Genomic DNA, 25,636 nt, shown 5'->3' on the forward strand with positions numbered 1-25,636 from the left:
AGCGCAAGCTTTATCGTCGTTATTTATTTTTTGTCGGTAGGGGGATTATCTTGCGGAATAAAAGAATTCTCAAAATCCTTCTTATATTTACCATCCTCATCCTTATCTGCTCCGCACTTTTCTTCATCCCATACAAGAAACACTTCGTCTTCATCGAATCGGAAACAAACGAGATCACAGCGCATGTTCCCGTTATAGAAGACCGCTTCAAGATCCGCTATACCCATTCGATCCATCTATCGGATGTGATTGAAAGTTACCGCCTTGATGATGAGGGGAATTTGGTGATGACGGAACTTGAGTACGAAGATTTCAATATCGGCATGCCGTCGAATGCAGGAGAAGGGGAGCGCTTTGTCGAAAAAGACGGGAAATACTTTATTGAGGATATGAAGCGGAAGCTGCCCGAATTCCGATTGCTAGTCGGGGACGTGGACGCGGAACTCGTTTTCCTATTCGCAGGAAAAGAACTCGATTTGAAGAAGAGTTTGGAAAGAGGCAAGATCTACACATTCCGTGCCCAACGCCTTTCCATTTATCAGCAATTAGAAGGAGTGAACATCTATGAGTGATAAACTATCGCCAGAAGAAAGAGAAGAGAGAAAGCTTCCGCCTGAAGACGAAAGCTATATCTCGGAGGAGAAGCAAAAAGAGATTCTCCAGAAGTACGATCCAGAGTCGAATACCCGTGATTTGTCAGGCATCATCAAACATGTCGTGTTTTTCGGGCTTTTGGCATTTTCCTTGTTTCAGCTATACACAGCCATTTTCGGCCAATACACAGCGTATATCCAGCGTTCTGTCCACTTAGGATTCGCTCTGTCGCTGATTTTCATCCTATTCCCGATGCGCCGCCGGAAAGGGGCGCGCCATAAGGTGGCCTGGTATGATTACATACTTGCCCTATTGTCTATTGGGATTGGTGCTTATTGGCCGATCATGTATGACGACTTGGTGTTCCGCATCGGGCGCGTTACCGAACTGGATTTGATAGTCGGGATTTTAGCCGTCATACTGACGCTTGAAGCAACGCGCCGGGCTGTCGGTATGCCGATTACGGTTATCGGTGCGCTATTTTTGACCTACGGTTTCTTCGGCCCTTATTTCCCGGGATTCATGAGGCACCGGGGGCAGGACCTGGAATCCTTGATCCAATTGATGTTCTATACGACGGACGGGATTCTCGGTACCCCGATCGGCGTTTCCGCAACGTTCATCTTTACGTTCCTATTATTCGGTTCCTTCCTGGTTAAAACAGGAGTGGGCCAGTATTTCAATGATCTCGCTGTATCGCTGGCCGGAAATTTGACCGGCGGACCGGCAAAAGTAGCGATTTTCTCCTCTGCCCTGCAAGGGACTATTTCGGGGAGTTCGGTCGCGAACGTCGTAACATCTGGGTCTTACACGATTCCGATGATGAAAAAGCTCGGATATAAGAAAGAATTTGCTGGCGGCGTCGAGGCAGCCGCTTCGACAGGCGGCCAGCTGATGCCGCCGATCATGGGAGCGGCAGCGTTCCTCATGGTCGAGTTCATCGGCGGTGTCACTTATTGGGAAATCGCCAAAGCGGCGGCCATCCCAGCACTCCTTTACTTCACGGGTGTTTGGATCATGACCCATTTCGAGGCGAAACGAATCGGCTTGAAAGGCCTGGCGCCGGATGAAATGCCGGACCGCAAAGAAGTCTTGAAGAAAATCTATCTGTTGACGCCGATCCTTGCAATCATCTTGTTCTTGTTAGTAGGGATCCCGACGATGCAAGCGGCTTTATATGGTATTTTGCTGACGATTTTCGTCAGTGCCTTCAATAAGGAAACCCGTCTTGGCTTTAAAGACATTATCCACGCTTTGGTTGACGGTGCCAGAACTGCACTTGCGGTCGCAGCAGCTACAGCAACGGCAGGGATCATTGTCGGGGTTGTCGTGAAGACCGGCCTTGGACTGTCCCTGGCAAATGGGCTTGTGTCAGCGTCCGGCGGGAACGTCCTGTTGACCTTGTTCTTCACGATGCTTGCAGCTATCGTTCTCGGCATGGGTTCGCCGACCACGGCAAACTATGTCATCACGTCCACCATTGCTGCTCCTGCCATCATTACTTTGTTGATGGTCGATGAGCCTGCTGGCGCAGCTGTTCCGATCGTCGTTGCATTGTCTGCGCATTTGTTCGTCTTCTATTTCGGGATTATCGCAGATATCACGCCGCCGGTTGCCCTCGCTGCTTTTGCAGCTTCCGGGATTTCGGGAGGGGAGCCGATACGGACAGGGTTCAACGCGGCGAAACTTGCGATTGCGGCATTCGTCATTCCGTATATGTTCGTCTTGTCGCCAGAACTATTGATGATCGATACGACCTGGACCGAGCTGATATGGGTATTGATCACCGCCATCACCGGCATGATCGCCATCGGTGCCGGCTTGATCGGCTATTGGTACCGCAAGCTCAATTGGCTGGAGCGTATCATCACATTCGTTACCGGGATCGCCTTGATCTATCCGGAAGGTTTCACAGATCTTATCGGGGCGGCTGTCTTTATCGTCTTGTTCGTGATCCAATGGATGTCGAGAGACAAAAAGACAAGAAAAGCCCAAACGGCATAATAAAAAAAGATGGGAGCCCTCGGGCTTCCATCTTTTTTGGTTTTCGCAAGGTAGTGGAATAATAAAAAACCCCAGCCGATTTTCCGGCTGGGGTTTCGTGCAGCGCGCAGCATGCATATGATGATTCCTACTGGGCTCGAACCAGCGACCTCTACCCTGTCAAGGTAGCGCTCTCCCAGCTGAGCTAAGGAATCGCAATCTCAAGGACATTTATTATTATATATGCCAGTTTGAAAAAAGACAATAGTTTTTGTGAAAAAACTTTCAGCTTTTTAGAACCGGTATAATTTTTCAGCTGTCCAGGAACAGGCTCCATTCAATCGTCGTTCGCTTGCCGATTACAGACCAGCATTCCAACGCAGCAACGGTACCATCCAGCGGATTGAACTCCAGAGCCAATCTTGCAAACAACGGGCCCCAAAATGGAGCGGGGATGTCGCCGATGAGCGGAATATAGGGCTGCCACTGCGCATCAGCCCTATTGGAAAATCCATGTCCCGCCAATTCCAGCGAACTGTAAAGTTGATCGAGTTCTTCATTCGGATGGATCTGCAGGTAAAATTGCGCGCCCTCTTTGGAGAATCCGATATCGCTGGTGTGGAAAGAAGGGGCAGCGGTTTGTGTGGCAATCGGTTCCAGTGCCGTCTTCAATTGAAGCGGGGCGGTATTCTCATAAGAGAGCAGCGGGATATGCGGCAGTTGCAAGGCCAGTTTGGAATTGGGCTGGCGGAGCTGTCTTTGAAGGCTTTCGATTGTTGTGGAACTGCGGTAATCAAGGCGCAGGACAAGCAATTGCATCGTATTCCTCCTCTCGTTATTGACCGGAACTGCGGAATCCAGCATCTCTTGCTTGCTGCTCTGTACAGAACCATTGTTCAGGGTTGGTTTCTTCATATGAAGGGGAGCCGGGCATGTGGTAAATTTTATTTCCGCTCCGGTTGATATTGCCTTTGATTCGGCAGTCATCGTCACGATCCGGGCTCACAGCTTCGGAGTGCCCGTAAGCATCCTCATTGAATCCGCGGTCCGTTGAATAATTTTCGTATTCCCATATACCGATTCCGGCATTTTTCGCTTCGGCCTCGGCTTCCCGGAATTCATCGACATAGCGGGTATTGGGCGGGAAGACATAGGCGACTCTCGCGAAGCCTTCTTCAAGCAATTGCTCCTGTATGCTTTCCCCATCCGCATAGAAATAGGCGAGAAGGCGGTCATAATCATCGAAACGGTCGCCGACATCGAATTCGATTTCGATTTGCTGCGCCTGTTCGATCAGTTCGCGGTTGCGCTCTGTCGCTTCGGGCCCTAGCGGCTGCTCGCCGAACCTCGGGTGATTCGTTTCAGGAGTATCGACCAGCAAATAACGGACTGTTGTTTCTTTGCCATCATACAGGATTTTCACCGTATCACCATCTATGACCTCAGTGACTTCCACAGCGGCCCTGTCGGTGGTACCCCCAGTGTCGGTGGCGCCTGGTATATTGCATCCCGCCAATAATAATAAGGTGATTATTAAAATGAATGCTTTCATGGCTATCCCTGCTTTCTATAACGAATTATAGCGAAAACCATTGCAGACGACAATGAGCGGCCCGGATTCCATGAAAAAAGCGCTTGCTCCGCATGAGGCCGGATCAAGCGCTGCTATGTACATGCAAAATGCTTAGGCATCGGTTATTGCTCCAAGCTGCCAGCTGTTTCACCGAAGTATAATAAGCTATCTTCGTTGATCGTTTCCAGTCTTTCTTTATCGACGCCCATTTCCAATGTGCCCGTGAAGATCGGCTCCCACCAATTTTTCTGTTCATTCATGATGATTCCTCCTATTTTTGTGAATGTAATTGTTTGACTATTCTATACCCTGGAAGGTTACACTTATAAACAATGAAACGAAAAAGGGGCGATGGTTTTGATAGCGATTGGAATTATTGGCGCTGGAATTGTCGGGGAACGCATCATCAAGCAAATCCAGCAAGATGATGCCGCACAAGTCGAAGCGGTTTATGACACGGACAAGAATCGGCTGAATTATATCAAAGAGCATTACGGCGTAGCCGTCACTGATTCCTTGGATGGGTTGTTCCAGGCTGACATCGATTGGGTGTACATCGGGACACCACCGAACAGCCATGCGGAGCTTGCGGAAACTGCGGCGAGAAGGGGCTTGCATGTGCTGTGTGAAAAGCCGCTAGCCCATGACGCACAGGCGGCGGAGGCGATGGCCGAGTCCGCGACGAATAACCGCATCCATACCGCCATGCATTTTCCATTGATGTATTCGCCGATCGTCCGCGATATGGCGATACGCATTAAAAGCGGGGATATCGGAAAAGTACGCCGCATTGAACTCCATACGGTGTTTCCTGAATGGCCGCGGCCATGGCAGCAGAATCCATGGATCGCTTCGAGGGACCAGGGAGGATTCGTGCGTGAAGTCTTTCCACATTATCTTCAGCTGATGCATCGGCTTTTCGGCACTTTGGAGATTGCCGCACATCAAGTGGACTTCCCGGAAGATACCGAAAAATGTGAAACGGGGATCATCGCCCACGGCAAGACCCAGCAAGGTTCACCGTTTTTATTGTCGGGCATGAGCGGGGCGGGGCAGGACGAGCTGCTGCAATTTAAAGTGTACGGCGAGGACGGGGTGCTGACGCTCGAAAACTGGTCGCGTTTGTACCGGGAAGAACGGGGGAAAACACGTGTGGAGCTGCAAACGGAAAAACCAGTGCCTTCCCTTTTCGATGAAATGAAAGAACAATCGACTTTCCTCGTCGGGTTTGATGAAGGATTAGTCGTCCAGCGTTATATTGACCAATTATTGCGATGACCCATAGGAGGTATTTAATATTGAATTTTACAGCTAATGAAGTAGAGGATATGATAGCCGACCAACGAGGCTATTATTTTACAGGCGTGACGAAATCGGCGGATTTCCGCATTGCCCAGCTTCAGCGTTTGAAGTCGGCAATCCAAGCCCACGAAGATGACATTATCGAAGCGCTGCAAATGGACCTGGGGAAAAGTGAATTCGAGGGGTATGCCACGGAAGTAGGCTTTGTGCTCGATAGCATCGGTTACATGGCGAAGAATCTTGAAGAGTGGATGAAGCCTGAACAAGTGAAAACGCCGATTCACCTGCAGCCTGCCAAGAGTTTCATCATCCGCGAACCCTACGGATCGGTACTTGTCATCGGCCCGTTCAACTACCCATTCCAATTGGTGATGGAACCGCTCATCGGCGCATTGGCTTCAGGCAATTGCGCCATCGTCAAACCATCCGAAGCGACGCCGAACGTCGCACGCGTAATCCGAACAGTCTTGGAGAGCAGCTTTCAGCCGCATTACGTGAGAGTGGTCGAAGGTGAACGCGATGAAGTGACGGCACTGATTCACGCATCATTTGATTACATTTTCTTCACGGGCAGCGTGCCGGTCGGGAAAGTGGTCATGAAGGCGGCATCCGAGCGCCTTACCCCGATTACCTTGGAGCTCGGGGGCAAAAGCCCGGCAATCGTCGACCAGACCGCTAATCTGGAGCTTGCGGCAAAACGGATCGCATGGGGCAAATTCATGAATACCGGACAAACTTGTGTGGCGCCGGATTATATTTGTGTACATGAATCGGTGAAAGAAGCCTTCATGGAAGTTTTCATCAAGACCATTCGTAGTTTTTACGGCGACAACGCCCAGGACAGCCCGGATTACGGCCGTATCGTCAATGAAAAGCACCACGACCGGCTGACGGGAATCATCGAAAAAGAAAAAGCCCACATCGTCTATGGCGGTAACTCGGACCGTGCCGACCGTTATATTGAACCGACATTGCTCGACAACATCCATTGGGATAGCCCATCGATGGAGGATGAATTGTTCGGCCCGGTGTTGCCGATCATCACTTATAACGATTTGCCGCAATTGCTGCGGGACATCCGGCGCTTGCCGAAACCGCTGGCTGCCTACCTGTTTTCCGAGAATGACCGGGCTGTCCGGTTCTTCCTGGATCAATTGCCATTCGGAGGCGGCTGCATCAACGATACCGTCTCGCATGTCGGAAGCGTCTACTTGCCGTTCGGGGGCGTCGGGCCATCCGGCATGAACTCCTATCACGGCAAAGCAAGCTTCGAAACTTTTACACATGCTAAGTCGATCGTCAGGAAGTCCACGAAATTGTCGACCAACCTGACGTATCCCCCTTATAAAAACCGGGCGAAGTGGATCCGGACAGTATTGAAATAGAAAGCGGCCTTTAGGTCGCTTTTTTCTTTTTGAACCTGCTATGATTAAGGAAAAGGGGGTGCGCAGATGACGGAGCGCATATTGATCGTGGAAGATGAAAAAAGCATCGCCCGCGTCTTGGAACTGGAATTGAAATTCGAAGGCTATGACACCGCTGTCGCATTGACGGGTTCGGAAGCCTTGATCCACTTCAGGGAACAGGAATGGAATCTGGTGCTGCTCGATTTGATGCTCCCGGAGATCCATGGCCTCGATGTCCTGAAACGGATCCGTGCGTCTGATGCCGCATTGCCGGTCATTTTGCTGACCGCCAAAAACGATGTCAGGGATAAAGTGGCGGGGCTGGACCTTGGAGCGAATGATTATGTAACAAAACCGTTTGAGATCGAGGAACTGCTTGCCAGGATCCGTGCCAATCTAAGGATGAAAAATCCGGCTGATGAAAATGTGCACCGTTTTGAAGACCTTACGCTGAATGAAAGCACGAGGGAAGTCGAAAGAGCGGGGCGGCAGATTGAATTGACCCCCCGTGAGTTCGACCTGCTATTGTATCTGATGCGCCATCCGAAACAAGTACTGGGGCGCGAACAGCTGCTGAATGCAGTATGGGGATACGATTACTATGGTGACACGAACGTCATCGACGTCTATATCCGTTACTTGCGCAAAAAGATCGACTATGGTGAAAACGCCACCTATCTACAGACGGTGCGGGGCGTCGGCTATGTCTTGAAGGAGCAGCCGCATGAAACTCAAGCATAAGATCCACCTGTCCTCGACTTTATTGATGTTCTTGGTGCTGCTTATTTTGGCTGTCGTCATTTACTATTCCTTCAGCAGCTTGGCGTATGAGACAGAAATCGAGCGGCTGGAATCCGAAGTGGAAGTGATGGTCTCCACATTCAATGCCAATAACAATGAAGAATCACCCGATAATATTCTACGCGCCTATGTGCCGGTCGACGGCTTGATCAAAGAGAAAAATCAAAGCAGCGGATTACTGGATACAATCATCCAGGATCCATCGGTTAATGTTCAAATTCCAAATGATGTCGAAGGGAATTCTGGAAGAATGGAGGTTGAAGGGGAGCAATTCGCCTACGTCACGACGCCCGTTATCTGGCCTGGCGGTGAAGTCGTAGAGTTGATCGTGGCCCAATCTCTCAGGGAAGTGACGGCGAACCTTTCGGCTTTGCGGCTGGTCCTCATTTCTGTCACCCTGCTTTCGATGATCCCGATTTTCCTATCGAGTGCCTTGCTCGGGCGTGTGCTGACACGCCCGATTGAGGGGCTTACCGGAACTATGCGGCGCATCCAGCGCGACGGTTCATTCGAGAAGCTCCCCGTTGCAGGGGAGTCGCGGGATGAATTGAGCCAAATGGGGCTCACCTTCAATGAAATGATCGGTTTGTTGGAAGAAAATTACCGCAAACAGGAAGAATTCGTTTCAAATGCTTCCCATGAATTGAAAACGCCGCTTACGGTCATTTCAAGCTACACTGATTTATTGCAGCGCCGGGGCTCTCAAGACCCTGCCCTGCAGGAAGAAGCCTTGACGGCCATTCGTGCTGAAACGGAACGCATGCGCCAATTGATCGAACAATTGCTGCATATCGCAAGGCGCAGCCAGGCCCAGATGGATTGGCGGAAAATGGATCTGGAACCAGTGCTCAGCCAAGTCGTGACGGCGATGAACGCTTCCTACGACAGGCAATTTCATTTGCAGCTAAGCGGGCAGCCGCTCATAGTCGAAACCGATGTCCAGCAGCTGAAGCAATTGCTTTATATCCTGTTGGACAATGCCCGCAAATATAGTGAAGACCGCATCGACCTGGAAGCGGGGACGGACGGGGCAGTGTATATCAAGATCCGTGATTACGGCGTCGGCATCCCGAAAGATGCTTTGCCTCATGTGTTTGAACGCTTTTACCGTGTCGATAAAGCAAGAAGCCGCGAGACTGGAGGGTTTGGGCTTGGCCTTTCGCTCGCCAGGGAATTGGCTGATTCGCTGCGCCTTCGTCTCGAAATCGACAGCATTGAACGATTGGGGACAACGGTTACGATCGTTTTCTCAGGGGATTTTAATGTTGGGGAGTTACAATCAGGGCAGGAGGGATGATCATGCGAAAATGGTGGGGTATTGGAATATTCATCATCGTATTGAGCGTTGCGGCGCTGGCCTTTTTCCTGTTTCCGAGAACAGCTGCTGATTCTGTGACAATGGATGAAGCGCAACTATCAATTGAACAGCTTTATGGCGGGGTGATTGAGAATGCTACAGAAACGAATGGGTTTTACCAGATTGAATTCAAGCGTGATGACGGGACATATATAGCGGCGGTCAATCGTGCCGATGGGCAGGTCGAATCGCTTGAATTGCTGGAGAAAAGCGGACAGGCAAAAACGCTATCCGAAGAACAGGCAAGCGAAGCAGCTTCTGCAGCAGAGCCAGGTGAAGTAAAGGAAATCCAATACGTGGAAAATGGCAATAAGTATGAAGTGGAAATCCATAGCGACACGGAACGGAAAGTACTGGCCATTTCTGCAGAAACCGGGGAAGTGCTGGATGTCCAGAAAGCAGCGCTGGAAGCCCCGGCTGAACCGGATTCAGCACCTGAACAACAAGAGCCGGAACGCATCATCAGCCAAAATGCGGCAATCGCAATTGCAAAAGAGACCTTGAACGGGACAGTTGACGATGTCGAGTTCACCCAAACCACGGATGGTGGATATTATTTGGTTGAAATGGATGATGATACATCCGATCGGGAAGCGACTATCCAAATCCATGCCATTCGCGGAGAGACGATGACAGTGGAATGGGATGATTGAGAAGAATGAATGAGTGAATACCGTTTTCATGGAGCCACAGCTGATTTGCCATCAGCCCGATTCCATGAAAACGGTTTTTTATCGACTTTGCTGAATGTTTCCGGTCTCATGAATTTCTCATCTTAGTTTAAGCACGGTTTAAGCTTTGATGGCTATATTCAAAGTAACACCAGAACAGGAGGAGATTAAATTGAAAAAATTGATCTATGTTTCAGCAGCGGCAGGTATTTTGGCGTTTGGCGGAATTGTGCTCGCAGATTCGGAAAATACTGCGCCAGCGGTACAAAAGTTCCAAGACGCGGCATCGTCCAACAACGGGACGGGAAATTTAAACAGGGGAGCTGCACCTGAATCCAAAACAGCGCAAGTTGCCCCAATCGAACGACAATCTACGGGCAATGGACAGCAGTTGATCGGCAAACAACAAGCTATCGAAGCAGCAAAAAGTGCAGCTCCGGGAAAAATTGATGATGTCGAGCTTGAAAAGGAAGATGGCTGGGCGTATTACGAAGTGGAGCTTGAAGATGGAAAAACCGATTACGATGTCATTGTGGATGCAGCGGATGGGACCGTAGTGTCAGTAGAATCCGATGATGACAACCACAACGACGATAATGACCACGATGACTACGACAACGATGATGATTAATGTGAAACCCTAAAAAAACCTCCCGCCCTTAAAATCGGCGGGAGGTTATTTTAGGGTTTCATTGCCCCGTCAATAGCGGCAAAGTGACGATCACGCAGGCGCCCTTTTCTTCCATGTTGCCGATAGGCAAGCTTCCGCCATGTTCTTGGACAATTTTCTGTGAAATCAATAAGCCGAGGCCGGTACCTGTCGCTTTTGTCGTGTAGAACGGTTCGAAAACGCGTTCTGCCAATTGGGGCGGAATGCCTGGTCCATCATCTTGAAAATGGATGCGCAGTTTCCCTTCATTGTTACTGGCAGTAATACGTAAAGAGCCGCCTTCTTCCATTGCTTCGATCGCATTCTTCAATATATTGATGAATACTTGCTTTAAATGATGCTCTTCGCCCTCAGCGACGAACGGGCCTGAAACATCTGTATGGACCGAGATGCCATGGAGCACGAACTCGGGCCCGAACAGGAATAAGCATTCGTCGAGAATTTTCCCGATATCGATTTCTTTCTTTTGAGGCGCTTGCGGTTTTGCGAGGATCAGGAATTCGCTGATGATCAAATTGATACGGTCGAGCTCCGATTGCATCAATGAGGTATAGCTTGGGTAACGGTGGTTCGGGTCGTTATGCATCATTTGGACAAATCCCGAAATGACCGTCATCGGGTTACGGATTTCATGTGCGACCCCAGCCGCGATCTCACCGGCCATCTTCAATTTTTCCGTTTGGAGAAGCATCCGCTCGGTCTCTTTCCGGTAACTGATGTCCCTGGAAATGACCGATGTCGCAATGACTTGCCCTTGCGAATCGAAGATGGGGGATAGCGTGATCTGTGCCGGGAAACGCGTGCCATCTTTTTTGATATCGTCCGTTTCGAGCGTGAAACTTTCGCCTTGCCGGACTTTTTCTGCCCGCAGTTCCGCTGCTTCGGCATGTTCAGGCGGGTAGAGCGGGAGCGCTTTCCCAAGGCATTCATCGGCAGTCCAGCCGTATAATTGCACAAAAGCAGGATTGATCGCGATAATGCGCCCTTCGAAATCGAAGACGGCAATCGCGTCTTTAGCGGCTTGGAAGAACAAGTCGAGATAACCTTCTTTTGAGGTGAGCGCTTTTTCCATCGACGCATTGCGCAATTCCAGCTGACGCCAATAATTGCTGAAATAAAAGCTATGCAAAATCGTCAGTAGCATCACCAGGCTGAAAAACACCACCATCGACACATGGATATATTCCAATGAACCGCTCGTTTGAAAACGGCCGAAAACGAAAGTTAGAAGGATCACTTCGATAATGGTCAGGAACGAAAGTGCGATGATGGACCGGGTATCGTTATAAAGGGAAGCGGCAACAATGGGGATGATAAAGTAAACAGCCGTAACAAACGACAATGATTCGAATTGCAGTATCAAAATATAGGCATTCAATGCAAACAATATGGCAAAACGCAACCGGGAAGGGGGCAATTTCGTATATAGTAAGGTGAATAGGATCGAGTAGGCGAGCATGCCGAATATCGGCGCTATAATGGAAGCGTTGAAGTCGACGAAATAATTCAGCACCAAATGTGACAGGCTGCCAAAGCCGAACAGATGGATAAATAATTGATTGCGCTTGCGGGTTGTCAGTGAGCGTTCCATAATTGCACCTCATCTTGCTAAGAGTCTTACTCATCTTACTATAGTCGGGGCTGTGCGAAAATGGCTGTTTTTGATATGATTAAAAAATCAGGGAGTGATTAGAATGGATTTTAATTGGAAAGAAGAGGAAACACTCAGCACTTTGGAGAAACTGGTGAAGATCCCAAGCCCCTCAGGGTATACGATGCAAGTGATGGATTTCGTGACGGATTTTTTCGATCGGGCAAATGTACCATACATAACCAGCAATAAAGGCGGCGTCATCGCTACGATCAAAGGCCAGGACGATCAGCGCCACCGCTTGCTCACGGCGCATGTCGATACGCTCGGAGCGATGGTCAAGGAAATCAAGCCGTCGGGCCGTTTGAAACTGTCACTTGTGGGCGGATTCAAGTTCAATGCCATCGAAGGCGAGAATTGCCTGATCCACACGGCAGGCGGCGGGACCATCACCGGCACGATCCTGCTTCATCAGACAACTGTCCATGTGTACCGCGATTCCGGAACAGCGGAACGTTCTGCGGACAATATGGAAGTGCGGTTGGATTTGAAATGCGATTCCGCGGAAGATGTCCGCAAGCAAGGCATCGAAGTGGGCGATTTCGTCTCCTTCGACCCGCGCTTCACGAAAACGGAAAGCGGTTTTATCAAATCCCGCCATCTGGACGATAAAGCGAGCACGGCACTTTTGCTGGAGCTGGCAAAACAATCGGCAAACGGTGATCCCTTGCCCCAGACGACCCATTTCTATATCTCAAACAATGAAGAAATCGGCTATGGCGGAAATTCGAATATTCCGGTGGAAACGGAAGAATACATTGCTGTCGACATGGGAGCGATTGGTGACGGGCAGGCTTCCGATGAATTCACGGTTTCCATTTGCGCAAAGGATTCAAGCGGCCCTTACCATTACGGGCTTACACGCCAATTGATTGCAATGGCCAAAGATCATAACATTGATTATAAAGTAGACATTTATCCGTATTATGGATCCGATGCTTCGGCAGCAATCGGTGCAGGAGCAGACGTGAAACACGCGTTGTTCGGCCCTGGAATCGAGGCATCCCATGCGTATGAGCGAACGCATACCGATTCATTGAAAGCGACGGCAGCGCTTCTTCATGCGTATATCAACTCACCGCTCGGGTCATAATACTAGGAGGATTTCAGATGGACAGCAAGCAACTATTTCATAATATTCCCATAGCATCCATAAAGGGAGAATTGCCGGAAACGATTTCACATATGACGATGGATTCCAGGGAGATTGAACAAGGTTCTCTCTTTGTCTGCATTGAAGGCTATACAGTCGATGGCCATGATTTCGCCGATCAAGCGGTACAGCAGGGTGCGGCGGTCATCTTGGCGGAAAAACCGCTGGATATAGAAGGGGCAGCTATCGTGACGGTAGCCGACACGGCAAGGGTCCTCGGGATTCTCGCAGCACGCTTTTACGGGCACCCATCCCAGAAGTTGAACATGATCGGCGTGACGGGGACGAACGGAAAGACAAGCGTCGCCGGCATGCTTCACGCCATGCTCATGGAGCTCGGGAATACATCCGCTTTGACAGGGACGATCGGCTTCAATTTGAACGGCGAATTGCATCCGTCGGCGAATACGACGAGCGATGCATTGACCACCCAGCAAATGATCAGCCGTGCATTGGAAGCGGGCAGTTCCCATATGACAATGGAAGTCTCTTCCCACGGCCTTGTTCTGGGGCGCCTTGCCGGCGTTGAATTCGATACCGCGATTTTCACGAACTTGACGCATGATCATCTCGATTTCCACGGGACAATGGAAGAATACGGCCATGCCAAAGGGCTGCTGTTCTCGCAGCTTGGCCAGGACCTGACACAAAACAAGCGGGCAGTGTTGAATGCAGACGACGAATGGTCTGAGAAATATGCAGCGATGACCCCATTCCCGGTCTACACATATGGCGTAGAAAACGAGGCCATGTTCCGCGCGTCAAACATCGAGCTCAAAGCACAAGGCACGTCGTTTACACTCGTTTGCCCCCAGGGGGAATTTCCGGTGGCGATGAATTTGCTCGGCCATTTCAATGTCTATAATGCATTGGCGGCGATAGCGGCTTTATCTGCAGAAGGCTATCCGCTCGAGCGGGTGATCGCTGCACTCGAAGCCATTTCACCTGTCGAAGGCCGTATGCAAAAAGTGGACATCGATGCACCGGTATCGGTTTTCATCGATTATGCCCATACACCGGATGCAATTGAAAAAGCCATAGCGGCTGTCGATGATTTCAAGACCGGCCGCCTCATTTTCCTGGTCGGCACAGGCGGGAACCGCGACAAGACAAAGCGGCCGATCATGGCGGAAAAGGCTTCAATCGCCGATTACGTCGTCCTGACGACGGATGACCCCCGCTATGAAGCGTATGACAGCATCTTGAATGACTTGGCAACGGGCATGCGGCATGATCGCTACGCCTGCATCGGCGACCGTGAACAGGCGGTGCGCCACGCAGTACAGCAGGCTGAGGCAGGTGATATCATCATCTTGGCCGGCAAAGGCCACGAAGATTACCAAATTATCGAAAATACGAAATATCCGCATAGCGACAAGGAAATTGCAGCAAATGAAGCCCAACGAAAATTCGGATCATAAAAATGGAACGGAGAAAAATCGCAGCATTTTTCTCCGTTCATTTTTTGCGTTTGGCCGGTGGCGTTTTCCGCGGCTTCAGGCGATAGTTCTTGTTTTTTGCACGTCCCTTCTCTAAGATAGAGAGAGGAAATTAAAGGAGCGTATACAATGTCAGACCAATTACAACAAGCAATCGAAAGCAGAAGAACCTTCGCAATCATCTCCCACCCGGATGCCGGGAAAACGACGTTAACGGAAAAACTCTTGCTGTTCGGCGGTGCAATCCGCGATGCGGGGACCGTCAAAGGGAAAAAGACCGGCAAGTTCGCCACATCCGACTGGATGGAAATAGAAAAGCAGCGCGGCATTTCCGTTACATCGTCCGTCATGCAATTCGATTATTCCGGACACCGTGTCAACATCCTCGATACCCCAGGGCACCAGGATTTCAGTGAAGACACATACCGCACGCTGATGGCGGTCGACAGCGCCGTCATGATCATCGATGTCGCAAAAGGGATTGAAGCGCAGACCGTGAAATTATTCAAAGTCTGTAAAATGCGCGGCATCCCGATTTTTACGTTCATCAATAAAATGGACCGCCAAGGGAAAGAGCCGCTTGAGTTGATGGAAGAGTTGGAAGAAGTGCTGGGCATCCAGTCTTACGCGATGAACTGGCCGATCGGCATGGGGAAAGAATTCATGGGGATTTACGATCGCTACAATAAGCGTATCGAGCCGTTCCGCACGGATGGGGAGCGTTTTATGGAACTCGATGAAAACGGGCATCTCGCCGGGGAGCACGAAATGACGAAAACTTCCTATTATACACAAGCGCTGGAAGACATCGAGTTGTTGGAAGAAGCGGGTAACGAATTTTCCATAGACCGGGTGAAAAAAGGTGAATTGACACCGGTATTCTTCGGCTCCGCCCTTGCGAATTTCGGGGTGGAGACATTCCTGGAGACGTATTTGCAATTTGCGCCGCAGCCGCAGCCTCGCCTGACGAAAGAAGAAGACATCATCGATCCGGTGGAAACGCCGTTTTCCGGGTTTGTCTTCAAGATCCAAGCCAATATGAACCCGGCACACCGCGACCGTATCGCTTTTGTCCGGATTGTCTCGGGGAAATTCGACCGCGGCATGAACGTCACCCTCTCCAGAACCGGGAAATCGTTCAAGCTGTCCCAAACGACCCAATTTTTGGCGGATGACCGGGAAATGGTATCCGAAGCTGTCGCTGGCGACATCATCGGCCTCCACGACGTCGGGAATTACCAGATCGGCGATACCATCACAAGCGGCAAGAAGTTCGAATTCGAAGCCTTGCCTCAATTCACCCCGGAACTGTTCATGAAAGTGACGGCGAAAAATGTCATGAAACAAAAACATTTCCACAAAGGGATCTTGCAGCTCGTTCAAGAAGGCGCGATCCAGTATTATAAAACGCTGCATCTGGAAGAGGTCATTCTCGGTGCGGTCGGCCAGCTCCAGTTTGAAGTGTTCGAGCATCGCATGAAAAACGAATACAATGTCGATGTCAGGATGGAGCCGGTCGGCAGTAAGATTGCGCGCTGGATCGAGAACGAAGAAGACGTCAAAGAGTCGATGTCGAGCGGGCGTTCGATGCTGGTCAAAGACCGCTATGACAACTTGGTGTTCTTGTTCGAAAATGATTTTGCAACGCGCTGGTTCCAGGATAAGAATCCGGAAATCCGCCTGTACAGTTTGCTTTGATAAATGGAATCTTCAACAGCCCGCCGTTTACGGCAGGCTGTTTTTATTTAATGAGGACAAGCCTGGGACGGTTTTCCGCCAGCCAGGAAAAACATGTCGTTCTTGTGAACACACGTCCTCAAGTTTGCGGTATAAGGCTTTTTTTCTTATGATAAAGGGACCAGGCATAGAGAGGGATTGAACAGATGAAACTAAGCGATTTTTCCATCAAACGACCAGTATTGACCATTGTCACGATGCTGTTGGTCATCATTTTGGGGGCAGTGTCATTTCTCCGCATCCCCGTCACTTTGATTCCCGAATTGAATCCGCCGATTGGCGTAGTGGTCACGAATTATCCGGGGGCCAGCCCGACGGAAGTGAATGAAAAAGTGACCAAACCGCTGGAAGAGAACCTGGCGACATTGCCCGGTATCGAATCGGTTCAATCAAACAGCCAGGAAGGTTCCAATTTCATCTTGCTGGAATTCGGATGGGATACGGATATTGATGATGTACAGGCGGAAGTCACCCAGCGGATCGACCAGACGCCGATTCCCGATGATTCGAACGACCCCCGCTTTCTGAAATTCGATCCTTCCCAATTCCCGATCATCCAATTATCCCTGCGTGCGACTGATGCAGAACAGGATGTCCGAGTCATCGCAGAAGAATTGGAAACGCAGCTGCGCCAGACAGATGGCGTGGCAAGCGTGAATATTTCAGGTTCATTGATAGAGGATATTTCAATCAAACTGGATCCTGAAGAACTTGAAGAACGTGGCCTGCAGCAGGCAGATATCGTCCAATTGATCCAGGCAAACAATATATCCTTGCCAGGTGACCCGATTGAAACGGAGGACGGGCGCAATTTGACGACGCGCATCGTCAGCACCTTGGAAAGTGTGGAAGACATTGAAGGCCTCATCGTTACGGTCGACCCGATGTCGGGCAACAATGTCACCGTGGCCGATGTAGCTGAAGTTGCAGTGACGGAACGGGAGGCCAGCAGCGAGACGCGGGCCAATGAAGAGTCTGCTGTATTGCTGTCGGTGCTGCAGGAATCCGGCGCCAATACAGCCGACGTCTCGACTGCATTCCAGGAGCGCCTGGATGACTTGCTGGCAGAAGAACGCTTTTCGGCTGTAGAGGCCGATATCCTATTCGACCAAGGGGATTACGTTAAGCTGGCAATCAATAATATCGGCCAGACCTTGATTCTGGGCGGGGTTTTCGCGATGCTCGTCTTGTTCTTCTTCCTTCGCGGAATCAAGAGCCCGATCATCATCGGGGTAGCGATTCCTTATTCGGTCATCGTGACTTTCGTATTGATGTTCTTTGCCGATTTCGCCTTGAACATCTTGACGCTCGGTGCCTTGGCGCTCGGTATTGGGATGCTTGTCGATAATGCCATTGTCGTTATCGAAAACATCGAGCGGCATTTAGCGATGGGCAAAAAGCCGAAAAAAGCCGCTTCCGACGGTGCACGTGAAGTCGCCGGGGCGATCACCGCTTCGACATTGACGACCATTGCCGTATTCGTGCCGGTCATTTTCATTTCGGGCCTGATCGGGGAGATTTTCTTCGAATTCGCATTGACGATTTCATTCAGCTTGATCGCCTCGCTGGCTGTCGCCTTGACCGTCATCCCGATGATGGCTTCACGCATGCTCGGGCAAAAAGATGGCCAAGCCAAACCCGTCAAGCCCGATTCCAAAGGCGTGCAGCGCTTTGAGATAAGCGTATTGTGGGCATTGCGCCACCGCATCCTAGTGCTCTTGACGGCACTTTTGTTCCTCGGAATCGGCGCTTACGGCGTCTCCCAAGTGGGGACGGAATTTTTGCCGGCGACTGACGAAGGGTTTGTCAGCGTCACGGTTGAACTCGAAAACGGTTCTTCGACAGCTGCGACCGATGAAGTGGTCCAGAGCATCGAAGAAGAGCTCCAGGCTGAAGAAGACGTCGATGTTTACGTCAGCTTGATCGGGGCGACCCAGCAAGGGCAAGCACAAGGCAGTGCAGAATCCAACACGGCAGAAATTTACGTGAAATTAGTGCCGCTCGATGAACGCGAGCGTTCGGTATTCGAATTCGTGGATGATGTACAGCCGCAGGTGCTGGAGAAAGTCGGCGACGAGGCACTTGTCAGCTTCAATCTTCAGACAGCTGCCGGTTCTACGCCGAACACCTTAAGCTTTACCGTTACCGATACGGACAAGCAGCGCCTGGATGAAGCAGTCGCTGCAATCGATGGGGAATTGTCGGGCTTGCCGAATGTAGTGGAATTGACGAATGACCGGCAGGAGACCATCGATGAAATCCAGATGACGATTGACCGGGAAGCGGCGACTGAAAATAATCTGGCGCCGGCACAAATCGCCCAGACCGTCAATAATATTACGCGCGGCGTGCTCGCCACACAGGTCATTGACGAACAGGACGAAGTGCTTAGTGTCTTTGTCTCCTATGACGAAGAACAGCGCAACAGTGTAGACAGCTTGCGTGAATTGACGCTTCGCACGCCATCCGGTGCCTTCGTCGAGCTTCAGGAACTGGCGGACATCGAAGTCGCGCAAGGGCCAGTTTCGATCAGCCGCGTCGACCAGGCGGAAAGTGTATCCTTTACATTGCAATATGCATCAGACCAGACTTTGGGCGATATGTCGACAGCTGTCGACACGGCCATAGCGGATCTTGACTTGTCTGAACAGACGGAAGTCTCTTTCGGTGGGGACCGTGAACTGTTCGATGATGCAATTGACGATATGCTGCTCGCGGTAGTATTGGCGATCGTTTTAGTCTACATCGTCATGGCAGCGCAGTTCGAATCGTTCAAATATCCATTGGTCATTATGTTCACGGTGCCATTGATGGTCATTGGCGTCTCCATCGCTCTATTTGTCACCCAGACACCGATCAGTATTACTGCAGTCATCGGCGTGCTGGTCCTTGTCGGGATTGTCGTCAATAACGGGATCGTGCTGGTCGATTACATCAACCAGCGAAAAGCTGCAGGCCTGGATTCTTTCGACGCGATTGTGACAGCAGTCCATGACCGGAGAAGGCCCATCCTGATGACGGCCCTTACAACGATTCTGGGCCTCTTGCCGCTGGCAATTGGCATCGGGGAAGGCACGGAAATCAACCAGCCGATGGGGATAGCCGTCATCGGCGGGCTGATCAGTTCGACTTTCCTTTCCTTATACGTGGTGCCGGTCGTCTACAGCTTGTTTGACAGTGAAACCCGTTTCATGAACAGCAAGAAGAGAAAAACAGCAAAAGCTGAGAAATAGCCAAACCCGTGCAGATAATTCTGCATGGGTTTTTTAAATTCTGGGAATTCCCTGTCGCAGCCATCCATTTTTTAGTAGAATACAGAAAAGGGGTGTGATTGGATGAAGATGACAGTGTTTACCGGTTTTCCGGGATTTATCGCCACACGGTTGATGGAAGCATGTGCCCGAAAAGGATGGGGTTTGGCAGCGATCGTTCTGCCCAGCGAAATGGAAAAAGCAAAAAAACAGGCAGCTATTACTGAAAGACGAACAGGCTGTGCCCCGGTCCGCCTAATGGCTGGAGACATCACTGCAGAAGGCTTGGCACTTTCAGGTGAAGACCGGTTATGGCTAACTGGGCAGCAGCTTGTCTTTTGGCATTTGGCCGCAATTTATGATTTGGCGGTCCCTGAAGATATCGCAAGAAAAGTTAACATCCTAGGCACTCAACGCGTTAATGAATTGGTGAAGACGCTCGATCATCATCTGGAGCGCTATATGTATTTCAGCACGGCCTATGTAGCTGGCAAGCGCGAAGGCTTATTGCTCGAAGATGAACTCGTCCGCCCGGATGCCTTTAAAAACCATTACGAAGAAACGAAATTTGAAGCGGAACTCTTGGTCGAACAATTGAAAAAAGAAGTGCCGACGACCATCGTCCGCCCGGGAATCGTCAGAGGGCATTCAACAAGCGGGGAGACCTCCAAATTCGATGGCCCGTATTTCTTTTTGAACATGATCGACCGGATGAAACAGTTGCCTGCCATCCCATACATCGGGCGGTCGAATACAGCCATCAACGTCGTGCCTGTTGATTACATCCTGGATGCTTCCGTCTACTTGAGCGAGCTCAAAAAAGCTGAATCCGCCACGGTTCATTTGACCGACCCTCATCCCCATCCTGTAGAAGAAGTGTATCGGGCAATGGTCCATGAAATGACCGGGCGCTATCCGAAAGGAAGGATACCGAAAAAACTTGCGGCTCTATCGATGACTGTGCCGGCAATACGGAAATATCTCGGAGTCGAAGCAGAGACTTTGGACTATATGGATTGGCAAGCACAATTCGATACGCGCATCGCCCAATCCTTGTTGGAGGGAAGCGGCATACAGCCGGCTGATTTTCTGGAGACAATTCCCGCCATGGTGGCATTCTATGAGCAGCATAAAAAAGAAAGCAAATACCACGTGACAATCGCCTAATTGTTTACACTTTACGTTCAAGTGCTATAATTATATCTAGAAACCGATAATTCGAACTCTCGACAAAGGGGAGTAGCTATGGGGAAACCTATTTCACAGTCGTCAAGACGTGGCTTCTGGCCATCGGTTGTGATAGCGTGCTCTTTAACGCTTAGCAAGACCTTTGCCTGTTATTAGGCATGGGTCTTTTTTGTCGGGAAAAACAGGAGGGTAATTATGGATACTATCTTATTGGAATATGCATGGGTGCTGCTGGTACTCATCGGGCTGGAAGGTTTGCTCGCTGCAGATAATGCGGTGGTCATGGCTGTGATGGTCAAGCATTTGCCGAAACCCCAGCAGAAGAAGGCCTTGTTCTATGGTTTGGCAGGCGCTTTTATCTTCCGTTTCGCGGCTTTGTTCATGATCACTTTCCTAGTGAACATTTGGCAGATCCAGGCACTTGGCGCAGCATACCTGCTGTTTATCGCGGTCAAGCATATCTACGACCAGAGAAAAGGCAAAGAACATACGATTGAACCCGAAACGACAAAAGGATCCGGTTTTTGGATGACTGTGCTGAAAGTGGAACTGGCCGATATCGCCTTCGCCATCGACTCGATGCTCGCGGCTGTAGCGCTGGCGGTCACTTTGCCGCACCTCGGGGATTTTGATATCGGCGGCATCAATGGCGGGCAGTTCGGCGTCATGCTTGCGGGAGGGTTAATCGGCGTGATCATCATGCGTTTCGCTGCCCATAAATTCGTCCGGCTGCTGGAAAAATATCCGCAGCTTGAAACGGCAGCGTTTGTCGTAGTCGGATGGGTAGGGGTCAAATTGGTCGTGTTGACTTTGTCCCACGACAAACTGGGCGTCCTGCCGCATGATTTTCCGCATTCGACACCTTGGACAATCACATTTTGGCTTGTCCTTCTGGGCATTGTGTTGACGGGTGTACTTACTGGCCTTAAGAAGAATAAGCAACAAGATGCTTAAGCGGATGAAAAAGGACTGAATAGCCCAGTGGAGTGTTTTCTCCGCTGGGTTATTTTTTCTGCCATTATTTTTATGACGGACAGAAAGGGGCGTTGTCACACGAATGTAATAGTCAGCAGGACCGCCTCAATCTTCCAAATTCCTGGACTGAAAGATACAATAGAGAAAAAGGATTTGAAACGGGGTGAGTTGCATGCTATTGACTGCTTTGGGCGGTTTGTTTGGATATGGCGCGGAAAGGCCTGCTGAGACATTAGTCAAGCTCGCACAACAAGGCGATGAAGAGGCCGAAGAACAATTGATCTCTTCACATATCCCATTCGTGAAAAAAACCGCCGCACAAGTATGCAAACGGTTCATCGATGATAACCAGGATGAATACAGCATTGCACTCTTGGCCTTTCATGAGGCGATACGCCAATACCGTCCGGGACATGATGCGTCGTTTTTAACGTTTGCGCATATGGTCATCCGGCGGAGAGTGATCGACCATATCCGGAAAGAAAGCAAACGGCTAGAATTCAGCCATGATTTCATGGCTTCGCCGAATGAAGATCACCATAATCATATCGGCGACCGAGCGTCGGCCGATTTCCATACCGAACAAGAGCGGGCCGGCAAGCGGCGTGAAGAGATTATCCAATTCGAGGAAATGCTCTCAGCTTTTGGCTTATCCTTCCAAGTGATCGCCAAAGTTTCCCCTGCCCATGAAGATGCCAGGCGAAACGCCATCCAAATCGCACAATTGGTGGCGGAAACGGCTGAATACAAACAGTACTTGCTCGATAAGAAAAAACTTCCGGTCAAGGATATCGAGGAACTTGTCCAGGTCTCGAGAAAAACCATTGAGAGAAACCGGAAATACATAATCGCAATGGCGCTATTGATGATGAGCGATTTGCATTACCTAAAAGATTATTTGAAGGAGCGGTTGAACTGATGCGAATGCAAAAAGGCATATGTATGGAACTCGACGGTGACCGTTCTGTCTACATGCTCGCGGATGGCAGTTTTGTGACGGGCAAGCCGACCACAGGCACTTCAGTGGGGGAAGAGGCATATTTTGAAGTTATAGGGAATGCTTCAAGAAAGCGCCGCTTCAAGCCGCTCGCAATGCCGCTTATCGCCTCGGTAGCTGCACTGTTCCTGCTGATTTCCTCATGGATGCTTCCAGCACAGGAAGCATATGGGTATGTCCAAGTCGAATCAAATCCGGGCATTGAACTCGGTGTAGACGATGAATGGCACGTCATTTCATTGAGGGAACTGAATGAAGACGGCAAACAATTGATCGCCCAATTAGCAGATTGGGAAAACCGTGAACTCGAAACAGTCTTAGAAAACGTGCTGGCTTTATCAGTGGATGAGGACACAGAACACGTCACGATTACAACGGTGCAGGAAGGCGATGAAACGGATGCCGCCATCAAAGTGGAGAAAATTGCGCTAGCGGCGTTGTTCGCCGGCAGCAACAGGCAATTGCATGTCCATATGAAAGAAGCGAACAAGAAACAATGGCGCAAAGCGAAAGAACAACAAATGCCAGTGGCGAAGCTGGTCGAAAAGGATCGTACATTTACAGCACCGCAAGGGCCAAGAAATGACGTTCAGCCGGCGCGAAATAAAGGGAAACAGGAAAAAGAAGCCCCGAATGGCCATACTGTCCCTTCCAAAGCTGAAACCCCGGCTATTCAAAAGCCTCAGCCAAAAAATGAAGAGCCGGCCAGTAGAGGCAAAAGCAATCCGGAAAAGACGCCAAAAGCGGAAGATAAGAAAAAAACCGCCCCTGCAAATAAAAATAGTGGCAAACCAAAAGATAATGGGCCAAAAGTCCCGGTCGGACAAAAGGGATCGAAAAAGGCAGAACCCCCTGAACCTGCTAAACCGAAAAACCCGAACGCTGGGAAAGGCAATAATTCCGGCAAGCCAAAAGCTGAAACAAAACCCAAGAAAGAAAAGCCTTCATCCGGCAAAAACAAATCCGTGCAGCCAAAAAACGATAAAGGCAATCCCGGCAATACGAAGCCTGGAGAAAAGAAAAGCAATAATGGCAACGGAAAAGACAAAGGCAGGGACAATGGCAGGGACAATGGTAAAGAAAAAAGCAGCAATAACGGCAATTCACCCAAATCCAACGGTACAAAAACAACAGAACCGGGTAGCTTAAAACCAGAACAGGCAAAACCTCCAGCGAAGGAGAAGGGATTCCCGGATGCATCGAAAGCCGAAGAAAAAAACAAGCCGGACGCTGAGAAGCAAGAAAGAAATAACCAATGAGCACAACGCACGTAAATAGCGCCTATTCCGTTAGAGCCGCAAGAAAGCGGCGCAACCTAATGGAATGGGCGTTTATTCTGTAGCATCAAAACCAGTCATGAAAAACGGCTCTTTGCCATTCAATTACGCGAAGGGGCTGTGCTTTACAAAAAAGCCCTTTTCTTTTCTCTGTACTTTACATAGAATGGGAAGAGAGTCAGTTGCGGAAGGGAATTTTACGCCTATGAATAAATCATTTCAACGTGTCCGAAATCTTACACCTGCACAGGCAATCGTAGCGTATTATTTCGTGGCGATTGCTTTTTCCTTTTTACTCCTGAGGCTTCCGGGAGTCCTTCAGCCCGGGGTAAGCATGACGTATATCGACACCTTATTTACCGCCGTCAGCGCAGTAAGCGTCACCGGCCTGACGGTCATTGACGTCTCGCAAACCTTATCGGTATTCGGCATTATCGTACTGATGGTCATCCTTCAATTCGGGGGGATCGGCATCATGTCGATCGGGACATTTTTCTGGATCTTGCTTGGCAAACGGATCGGGCTCCGTGAGCGGCAATTGATCATGGTCGACCATAACCAGTCAAGTATGGCCGGCGTCGTCAAGCTGATCACGGAAATCGTTAAAATCCTTTTGTTGATCGAAGTGATCGGGGCGCTCATATTGACCGTCTATTTCACTCAATACTTTTATTCTTTCAGCGAAGCGCTTTTGCACGGCGTGTTTGGTGCGGTTACCGCGACCACCAATGGCGGGTTCGACATCACGGGATCTTCCTTGCAGCCTTATGTCGATGATTATTTCGTGCAGATCGTTAACATGATCCTGATCATCCTGGGTGCGATCGGTTTTCCTGTACTGATCGAACTGAAGGAATTCCTATCGAATGAGACGAAGAATTTCCGCTTTTCGCTGTTCACCAAAATCACGACGAGCATCTTCGGGCTGCTTCTCGTGGTCGGCACAGTGGGGATCCTGATCTTGGAGTCGGTCAATGCGTTTAAAGGGATGTCTTGGCACCAGACCTTGTTCGGGGCCTTGTTCCATTCCGTCTCATCCCGCTCCGGCGGTTTGGTCACCATCGACATCACGCAGTTCAGCGACGCGACCAATGTATTCATGAGTGCGCTCATGTTCATCGGGGCATCCCCAAGTTCAGCGGGCGGCGGCATCCGGACCACCACTTTTGCGATCGCGATCCTTTTTTTGATCAATTTTGCGAGAGGCAAGAACACGATCCAGATTTTCAACCGTGAAATTGAATTAATCGACGTATTCCGGTCATTTGCAGTGCTGTTCCTCGCAGGGGCGATGGTACTGCTGGCGACCATGCTATTGATCATCACCGAACCGAATGCCTCCATCGTGGAAATTCTCTTTGAGATCACCTCGGCTTTCGGTACTTGCGGAATGTCGCTTGGGCTGACAAGCGAATTGTCCTCGATCGGCAAAGTAATCGTCATGGTCCTGATGTTCATCGGGCGAGTCGGCTTGATATCCTTCCTGTTCACTATCGGCGGCAAGACGGACCCGACGAAATTCCATTATCCGAAGGAACGCGTCATCATCGGATAAGTCGGCTGCGCGTGCTATTCGGCCATCAAAAGGATATAATTATAGCAATCGAGTAA

21 protein-coding genes and 1 tRNA gene are annotated in these 25,636 nt (G+C 50.1%); 17 read left to right on the forward strand and 5 right to left on the reverse strand.

Features of this window, described 5'->3' with window-relative positions; all coding sequences use genetic code 11:
* The first annotated feature begins 50 nt into the window (after nucleotides 1–50).
* A complete protein-coding gene (locus DP119_RS04370; RefSeq protein ID WP_112231189.1) occupies nucleotides 51–572 on the forward strand; it encodes a DUF1850 domain-containing protein in 522 nt (173 codons plus the stop codon).
* Entirely contained in the window at nucleotides 565–2,598 is a 2,034-nt protein-coding gene (locus tag DP119_RS04375; protein ID WP_112231191.1) for a TRAP transporter permease, read from the forward strand. The genes DP119_RS04370 and DP119_RS04375 overlap by 8 nt, the downstream gene beginning before the upstream one ends.
* 121 nt (nucleotides 2,599–2,719) lie before the next feature.
* On the opposite strand, the gene DP119_RS04380 is transcribed toward DP119_RS04375, so the two are convergent.
* The 4 genes from DP119_RS04380 to DP119_RS15805 all read right to left on the reverse strand — a co-directional run bounded on the left by DP119_RS04380 (nucleotide 2,720) and on the right by DP119_RS15805 (nucleotide 4,410).
* Nucleotides 2,720–2,792, reverse strand: a tRNA-Val gene (locus tag DP119_RS04380).
* Nucleotides 2,793–2,889: 97 nt separating this feature from the next.
* Nucleotides 2,890–3,396, reverse strand: coding sequence for a hypothetical protein (locus DP119_RS04385; RefSeq protein WP_112231193.1), 507 nt, complete (start codon nucleotides 3,394–3,396; stop codon nucleotides 2,890–2,892).
* Between the two features lie 16 nt (nucleotides 3,397–3,412).
* A complete protein-coding gene (locus tag DP119_RS04390; protein WP_112231195.1) occupies nucleotides 3,413–4,129 on the reverse strand; it encodes a thermonuclease family protein in 717 nt (238 codons plus the stop codon).
* Between the two features lie 143 nt (nucleotides 4,130–4,272).
* Nucleotides 4,273–4,410 (reverse strand): hypothetical protein, encoded by a 138-nt coding sequence (locus DP119_RS15805; RefSeq protein ID WP_167399191.1) that lies wholly within the window; start codon nucleotides 4,408–4,410, stop codon nucleotides 4,273–4,275.
* Between the two features lie 97 nt (nucleotides 4,411–4,507).
* Here DP119_RS15805 and DP119_RS04395 point away from each other — a divergent pair, with 97 nt between their 5' ends.
* From DP119_RS04395 to DP119_RS04420, 6 genes are all read left to right on the forward strand, one after another.
* Nucleotides 4,508–5,428, forward strand: a complete 921-nt coding sequence (locus tag DP119_RS04395) for a Gfo/Idh/MocA family protein (protein ID WP_112231197.1) — start codon at nucleotides 4,508–4,510, stop codon at nucleotides 5,426–5,428.
* A gap of 20 nt (nucleotides 5,429–5,448) precedes the next feature.
* Nucleotides 5,449–6,837, forward strand: a complete 1,389-nt coding sequence (locus DP119_RS04400; protein ID WP_112231199.1) for an aldehyde dehydrogenase — start codon at nucleotides 5,449–5,451, stop codon at nucleotides 6,835–6,837.
* Between the two features lie 66 nt (nucleotides 6,838–6,903).
* Nucleotides 6,904–7,599: a response regulator transcription factor gene (locus DP119_RS04405; protein ID WP_112231201.1), complete on the forward strand. Its 696-nt coding sequence runs from the start codon at nucleotides 6,904–6,906 to the stop codon at nucleotides 7,597–7,599.
* On the forward strand, nucleotides 7,583–8,956 hold the full coding sequence (locus tag DP119_RS04410; RefSeq protein ID WP_112231203.1) for a sensor histidine kinase: 1,374 nt from the start codon (nucleotides 7,583–7,585) through the stop codon (nucleotides 8,954–8,956). Before DP119_RS04405 ends, DP119_RS04410 begins: the two co-directional genes overlap by 17 nt.
* A 2-nt stretch (nucleotides 8,957–8,958) precedes the next feature.
* The gene (locus DP119_RS04415) at nucleotides 8,959–9,669 is read left to right on the forward strand and encodes a PepSY domain-containing protein (protein ID WP_167399192.1); all 711 of its coding nucleotides are present in this window, start codon (nucleotides 8,959–8,961) and stop codon (nucleotides 9,667–9,669) included.
* A 190-nt stretch (nucleotides 9,670–9,859) separates the two neighbouring features.
* Nucleotides 9,860–10,318, forward strand: coding sequence for a PepSY domain-containing protein (locus DP119_RS04420; protein ID WP_167399193.1), 459 nt, complete (start codon nucleotides 9,860–9,862; stop codon nucleotides 10,316–10,318).
* A 58-nt stretch (nucleotides 10,319–10,376) separates the two neighbouring features.
* On the opposite strand, the gene DP119_RS04425 is transcribed toward DP119_RS04420, so the two are convergent.
* Entirely contained in the window at nucleotides 10,377–11,948 is a 1,572-nt protein-coding gene (locus tag DP119_RS04425; RefSeq protein WP_112231209.1) for an ATP-binding protein, read from the reverse strand.
* Between the two features lie 103 nt (nucleotides 11,949–12,051).
* On the opposite strand from DP119_RS04425, the gene DP119_RS04430 reads away from it, so the two are divergent.
* The 9 genes from DP119_RS04430 (at nucleotide 12,052) to DP119_RS04470 (ending at nucleotide 25,580) form a co-directional block, all read left to right on the forward strand.
* Nucleotides 12,052–13,101: a M42 family metallopeptidase gene (locus tag DP119_RS04430; protein WP_112231211.1), complete on the forward strand. Its 1,050-nt coding sequence runs from the start codon at nucleotides 12,052–12,054 to the stop codon at nucleotides 13,099–13,101.
* A 17-nt stretch (nucleotides 13,102–13,118) separates the two neighbouring features.
* Entirely contained in the window at nucleotides 13,119–14,582 is a 1,464-nt protein-coding gene (locus tag DP119_RS04435) for a UDP-N-acetylmuramoyl-L-alanyl-D-glutamate--2,6-diaminopimelate ligase (RefSeq protein ID WP_112231213.1), read from the forward strand.
* Nucleotides 14,583–14,729: 147 nt separating this feature from the next.
* Nucleotides 14,730–16,298 (forward strand): peptide chain release factor 3, encoded by a 1,569-nt coding sequence (locus DP119_RS04440; RefSeq protein WP_112231215.1) that lies wholly within the window; start codon nucleotides 14,730–14,732, stop codon nucleotides 16,296–16,298.
* 185 nt (nucleotides 16,299–16,483) lie between these two features.
* Nucleotides 16,484–19,570: an efflux RND transporter permease subunit gene (locus tag DP119_RS04445; protein ID WP_112231218.1), complete on the forward strand. Its 3,087-nt coding sequence runs from the start codon at nucleotides 16,484–16,486 to the stop codon at nucleotides 19,568–19,570.
* A 102-nt stretch (nucleotides 19,571–19,672) separates the two neighbouring features.
* A complete protein-coding gene (locus DP119_RS04450; protein ID WP_112231220.1) occupies nucleotides 19,673–20,755 on the forward strand; it encodes an SDR family oxidoreductase in 1,083 nt (360 codons plus the stop codon).
* A gap of 216 nt (nucleotides 20,756–20,971) precedes the next feature.
* Entirely contained in the window at nucleotides 20,972–21,730 is a 759-nt protein-coding gene (locus DP119_RS04455) for a TerC family protein (protein ID WP_112231222.1), read from the forward strand.
* Between the two features lie 193 nt (nucleotides 21,731–21,923).
* Nucleotides 21,924–22,670, forward strand: coding sequence for an RNA polymerase sigma-I factor (gene sigI, locus DP119_RS04460; RefSeq protein WP_112231224.1), 747 nt, complete (start codon nucleotides 21,924–21,926; stop codon nucleotides 22,668–22,670).
* On the forward strand, nucleotides 22,670–24,007 hold the full coding sequence (locus DP119_RS04465; RefSeq protein WP_112231226.1) for an anti-sigma factor domain-containing protein: 1,338 nt from the start codon (nucleotides 22,670–22,672) through the stop codon (nucleotides 24,005–24,007). The genes sigI and DP119_RS04465 overlap by 1 nt, the downstream gene beginning before the upstream one ends.
* A 223-nt stretch (nucleotides 24,008–24,230) precedes the next feature.
* Entirely contained in the window at nucleotides 24,231–25,580 is a 1,350-nt protein-coding gene (locus DP119_RS04470; protein WP_112231228.1) for a TrkH family potassium uptake protein, read from the forward strand.
* Nucleotides 25,581–25,636 lie beyond the last annotated feature (56 nt).

The sequence above is a fragment of the Planococcus maitriensis genome, from assembly GCF_003289925.1.
Taxonomy (GTDB): Bacteria; Bacillota; Bacilli; order Bacillales_A; family Planococcaceae; genus Planococcus; species Planococcus maitriensis.